General features: G+C 46.4%; 3 protein-coding genes. 2 read left to right on the top strand and 1 reads right to left on the bottom strand.

Annotated features, from left to right (window positions below; translation table 11 throughout):
• Positions 1-317: 317 nt before the first annotated feature.
• A complete protein-coding gene (locus tag QUA13_RS31805) occupies positions 318-1946 on the bottom strand; it encodes a DUF3352 domain-containing protein (protein WP_333204990.1) in 1629 nt (542 codons plus the stop codon).
• Between the two features lie 148 nt (positions 1947-2094).
• Between QUA13_RS31805 and thyD the strand changes: the two genes are divergently transcribed.
• Positions 2095-3021, top strand: coding sequence for a thylakoid membrane protein ThyD (gene thyD / locus QUA13_RS31800; RefSeq protein ID WP_333204989.1), 927 nt, complete (start codon positions 2095-2097; stop codon positions 3019-3021).
• A 147-nt stretch (positions 3022-3168) separates the two neighbouring features.
• Positions 3169-3921 (top strand): nucleotidyl transferase AbiEii/AbiGii toxin family protein, encoded by a 753-nt coding sequence (locus QUA13_RS31795; RefSeq protein WP_333204988.1) that lies wholly within the window; start codon positions 3169-3171, stop codon positions 3919-3921.
• Positions 3922-3967 lie beyond the last annotated feature (46 nt).

Genomic DNA, 3967 nt, shown 5'->3' with positions numbered 1-3967 from the left:
TGTTGAGCAATAACTTGCCCGGTGTTGAAAGGCAGGTACTTTTAGATGCGATCGTTTTTTAGTCTAAACTCCAGTAAGAAACGATCGTTAAAATACGATCGCCATTAATGCCCAAAATTATCAGGATAAATTAAATCAAATAAGTCTTGACATCTCGGTGCGGGGTTGCGGTGTGGTTTCTGATTTTGTCGATCGCCAATTTCAAGAATATTGTAGCTAAATTCAAGAGAGGAAGATGAGGCGGTTTCATTCGGCTGTTGAAACCGCTTCTATACAATATCTCGTCCGCCTGCCCAAACTAATAGATTCTCAATTAGTTAATTAGATTTGAACGCAAAAAGCATCTCCAACTGCGCTGTTGAGGGTGCTGTCGAAGCTGTGGCTACGCTAACTCCTCGGAGAGAATTCAGCAATTCAGCGGCGGGCGGCGAAACTAAATTTGGCTGTACTGCGAGCAAATATTGGTTAGCCCAAGACATGGTTTTTTCCATATCTATATAAAAGTAACCTTGGTTGGCTTGCGGTAAAGAAGTGGCGATCGCCTGAAAACTCGGACTGCTGCTTAGCGGTTGCGGTGGCGTCGCAGTAATCACATCAACTAAAGGCCCGCCGAAAGCTACAAACACAGAATTTTCATTCAGCCAACCGTGTCCGAATAAAGTGCCTTGCTGGGGTATTTGCCACTCCGTAACTTCTTTGCCTTGAACTTGTCTGGGGGCGACACTGACTGTAGGATTGCTTTTGGCGATCGCATCGAGTTTTTTCAGAGTTGCTTCGGCGACAGGGCGATCGCTCGTTTCAAAAATCATCGCCGCCCCCATCCCCAACTGAGACAAAATGCCTTGATTGGAACCGATCGCCCCGATCGCAAATTCCCCGTTCATCCAACCAAAAACATCCCGATCCGCATCCAAATCCAAGCGCTTAAAACTATCCCTCACCTGCTGAACTCCCCTGTCAACTTCCGGGCTATCTTTTGCCTCAGCGGTTGCTTGCGACCAAATTTTATCGATGCCTTTGCCGCCGACTAAAGCAATAGTTTCATCCGGAAATCTGGGCAACAATTTCGATGCGAATTGTGGATTTTGCTGCACGAGTTTAGGGTCTAACTGAGCAATAGTTTTTACCCTCAATCCCTCACTATCCGCCCCAATTCCCGCGACCAAAGACTTGACTTGTTTGAACTGCGAAAACACTGTCCAAGGCAACTGGATATCTGCGGGCAAATTAGCTTTCAATTGCTCAATTGCCGCCGGATAGTCAGCAATATAAACAGTTGCGATCGGATTCTTGACACCAGCACTCTCTGCAAAAAACTTAGTTGTGCTCTGCTGGGTGGCGAGGGAGGGTTCTCCTTTAAAAGTATCGATCGCCAATTCCACAGGCTTCTTCAAAGGAGCCATCACTAATTGGTCGTTCAGCAAAGCCACACTGTAGCGCTTGCCAGTTGGCTCTGCAATCTCATAAATTTTAACTCCCTTATACTCGGTTTCTTGAGTAGTTGCACCGGGCTGAGATTTTAATTTATTAGCAAAATTCCAAGCGCTAATTTTATTTTTCACACTGACTATTACCAGCAGTTTTGGAGACTCTGTATTCGCCGCAGCATCAGGGGGCAGCAAAGCGACCATCACCCCCCCCAGCCAAGGCTTTAAGTCCCTGTCAAAGTCGATTTGAGTACCTGCCAAGCTTTGTTCTTGAAAGGCCTTCAAACCCTGACCGACCAACTTTTGAGCCCCAGGGGTGCCAAATCGCTGCAACTTTGACAGCGCTTGGGGATTGGGGGAGATAAACGCGGCCATCATTGCTTCGTCGGGCACAACTTTGGCGCTGTCTTGAGGGTTGGATACTTGTTGGCCCAAACCCTGGAAGTAAAAGTAGACCCCAGCGCTACCTGCTGCGGCGACGGAGGCAGCAATTAGAAGCTTTGATTTTTTTGCAGGCATGGTTTGTGTTCCTCGTGTCCCATATCAGTTTAATCAAAATACAGAAAGCTTGTGGGGAGGCGATCGAGGCTGCTCTTTATTTTTGTATAATTCAAAACAAGTTTGGACGATCGTCTAAACTACTGTTGATGTGCATTGCGGGTAAAAAATGAAAGTAGCGATCGCGGGAGCAACGGGATTTGTAGGTAGCCGACTGGTGGAAAAGCTGCAAGCTGCGGGACATCAAGTTGTGGTTTTGAGCAGGGATGCGGCGAAGGCTGGGCGAGTTTTTCCGGCTTCAGCTTATCCGAATTTGCAAGTTGTCGCCTACACTCCTGCGGAGTCTGGTGATTGGCAAAAGTCGATCGCGGGCTGCGACGCTGTTGTCAATTTAGCAGGGGTTCCGATTGCGGAGGAAAGGTGGACGGAGGCGCGCCAGCAAGCAATTCTCGACAGTCGCAAACTGACGACGGCAAAATTGGTCGAGGCGATCGTCAATGCTAATCCTAAACCATCTGTGTTGGTTAGCGCATCGGCGATCGGCTATTACGGAACCAGCGAAACCGCTGAGTTTGACGAAACTAGCCCTGCGGGAAACGATTTTTTAGCAGCAGTGTGCAAAGACTGGGAAGCAGCCGCCCAACCTGCAAAAAATGCGGGAACGCGGCTAGCAATTGTGCGGTTGGGGATAGTTTTGGGAATGGGAGGCGCGCTAGCAAAAATGCTGCCACCTTTTAAACTATTTGCAGGCGGCCCGATTGGGACAGGAAAACAGTGGTTTTCTTGGATTCACCGCGAGGATGTAGTTGATTTAATTTTGTATGCTCTGCAAAATTCGCAAGTTCAAGGTGTTTTGAATGCGACAGCACCTAATCCGGTGCGGATGAATGAATTGTGCCAAACTTTAGGAGAAGTTTTGCAGCGGCCTTCTTGGTTGCCGGTACCAAGTTTTGCTTTAGAAATGCTGTTGGGAGACGGGGCAAAAGTTGTTTTGGAAGGTCAAAAAGTGTTACCGAAACAAACTTTAGCTAGCGGTTTTCAATATCAATATCCGACGCTGAAATTAGCACTGGAAGAGATTTTATCTGGAAGTTAGTAACCTACGGAATAGAACCCGCAGAATAGAATTCGGGGATAAACAAACAAAGTCCGAGCTGAGAGGGACTAAAACAAAATTCCTCGTTGCCAGGCTCTGCCTGGTAACGCAGATCCAGAGGCTCTGCCTCGCTTTTGCTGAAAGCAGATGAACAATCAAGAAATAGCAACCGCATTTAAAGTTCCTGCCCAACTTCCATTTCTTCAAGCTATCTGCTGGCAAATTGCTGATGTCAAAAAATTGACTCTCAAGGAAATGCTATCCCGCTACGAATCTGGCTGGAATTATTGGGGAGTTTTGGAAAAACCTAGCTCCGAGGAACTGGCTTTTATTCAAGCAATTAGCCAACACTATAAGTCTTGGATAGTAGCACAACAGGGAAGTATTTGTCAACCCAAAAAACCAGAAAATTGGGTAAGTTCTCAAGCAATGTTTAAACGGGAAATTCATCAAAAGATATTAACTGTACTCAGCCACTTAAATGTCGAATTTCTACAGGAATGTCGGGCTTATTTTGGCGGCGGAACTCTGGTAAGTATGGAACACGGAGAATATTGGTTGAGCCACGATATTGACTTTATGTGTCCGATGGATGATGGCTACCGTCTCCTGCGCCGAAAAGTTGCCGAAGGAGGCTATGATGCGATTTTTGCTAGTCGCGATTCTCTTGGGGATAGCTTCGCTTCACGCATTGTTCTCCCGAACGATATTCAAGCAAACCAGTATGGGATAAGATTTCCTGTTATTGTTGACGGCACTACTATTAAATTCGAGATGGTTTGTGAAGGGCGAATTGAGTTTGGCGAACCAAATTATCCAAATTGGTCGCCTGTTCCTTGTTTGAATCAAATTGATAGTATAGCAGAAAAGGGTAGTGCCCTGAAGGAAAGGATCGAGTAAGTTACTATTAGAGAGAAGTGTTTATCATAGTGTGATATGACAGTAG

The organism is Microcoleus sp. S28C3, assembly GCF_036700785.1.
Lineage (GTDB): Bacteria > Cyanobacteriota > Cyanobacteriia > Cyanobacteriales > Microcoleaceae > Microcoleus > Microcoleus asticus.
This window is presented reverse-complemented; position numbering and strand designations above follow the sequence as displayed.

Excerpts from the sequence above, each read along its gene's own strand:
- QUA13_RS31805 (WP_333204990.1), bottom strand. The coding sequence starts at position 1,946 with ATGCCTGCAAAAAAATCAAAGCTTCTAATTGCTGCCTCCGTCGCCGCA.
- thyD (WP_333204989.1), top strand. The coding sequence starts at position 2,095 with ATGAAAGTAGCGATCGCGGGAGCAACGGGATTTGTAGGTAGCCGACTG.
- QUA13_RS31795 (WP_333204988.1), top strand. The coding sequence starts at position 3,169 with ATGAACAATCAAGAAATAGCAACCGCATTTAAAGTTCCTGCCCAACTT.